Below are 1,145 nucleotides of genomic sequence, written 5' to 3' on the forward strand. Positions count from 1 at the left end.
GCGTGGGCGGCAGCGGCTGGCGCGCTGGTCATGGCCGGGCGGGCGGTGGTGCGGCGGCAGGCGACCCCGCTGTCCGTGGTGCGGGCGGCTGCGCCGCCGTTCCTGGCGTTCGTGCTGGCGCTGGGTGTGGTGGTGCGGGCGGTCGTGGACAACGGCCTCTCGGACGCGCTCGGGCATCTGCTGCCGTCCGGGAGCGGGCTGCTCGCGCTGCTGGGGATCGCCGCGCTGGCCGCCGTACTGGCCAACCTGATCAACAACCTGCCCGCCGTGCTGGTGCTGCTGCCGCTGGCCGCGCCGGGCGGGGCGGGCGCGGTGCTGGCGGTGCTGCTGGGCGTGAACATCGGCCCGAACCTCACCTACGCCGGTTCGCTGGCCACCCTGCTGTGGCGGCGGATCGTGCACCAGCACGACGAGGGCGTGGACCTCGGGGAGTTCACCCGGCTGGGCCTGATCGCCGTGCCCTCGGCGCTGGCGGTGTCGGTGGTGGCACTGTGGGGGGCGCTGCAGCTCTTCTGACGGGGTGGCGTGGACCGAGGAGGACATGGGATGCGTGCGGTCGTCTGGCTCGTCGAGGGCACCTGGCCCGCCTGTGTGGACGCCGTGCGCGTGCACGCCCCGCACGCCCGTGAGGTGGTGCTGCTGCATGTGTCGGGGCCAGAGGTGCCCGGTGTGGCGCACGGCGCGTTCGCGGGGCTGATAGGGCGCGGGCGGGCCTGGGAGACCGATCCGGGCGACCGTGTCGAGGCCCTCGGCGACGGCTCCGCGGCGGAGCTGCTGGACGCGGCCGCCGAACGCCTGGGCCGCCCCTGTGTACGCGAGGAGCGCTCGGGCCGCCCGGAGCGCGAGGTGGTCGCGGCGGCCGAGGGCGCGGGCCTCCTCGTCCTCGCCCGCGACGGCGACCGCTCCCGCCTCGGCCCCCACAGCCTGGGCCCCGCCGCGCGCTTCGTCGTCGACCACGCGCCGTGCCCGGTCCTGCTGGTCTGGCCCGGACAGGCTCCCGGCCTGGGCACCATCCCACCCCCGCCGCACCACCGCTGAGGTGACGGTTCAGCGGTGCCGGCCCCCGTAGCCGCCGCCTCCGTAGCCGCCGCCCCCGTACCGGCGCCCGTCTCCCCCGCCGTCCCCGCCGCAGCGGTCCCGGTACG

General features: G+C 77.0%; 2 protein-coding genes. Both read left to right on the forward strand.

What is annotated here, in order from left to right; all coding sequences use genetic code 11:
* Window positions 1-516: ArsB/NhaD family transporter (locus GT030_RS28860; RefSeq protein ID WP_272920733.1), on the forward strand; the 516-nt coding region annotated here is incomplete at its 5' end.
* Between the two features lie 30 nt (window positions 517-546).
* Window positions 547-1,038, forward strand: coding sequence for a universal stress protein (locus GT030_RS28865; protein ID WP_161203603.1), 492 nt, complete (start codon window positions 547-549; stop codon window positions 1,036-1,038).
* The last annotated feature ends 107 nt before the right edge of the window (window positions 1,039-1,145 follow it).

It is taken from the genome of Streptomyces sp. SID1328, from assembly GCF_009865595.1.
In the GTDB taxonomy this organism is placed as follows: Bacteria; Actinomycetota; Actinomycetes; order Streptomycetales; family Streptomycetaceae; genus Streptomyces; species Streptomyces griseoluteus.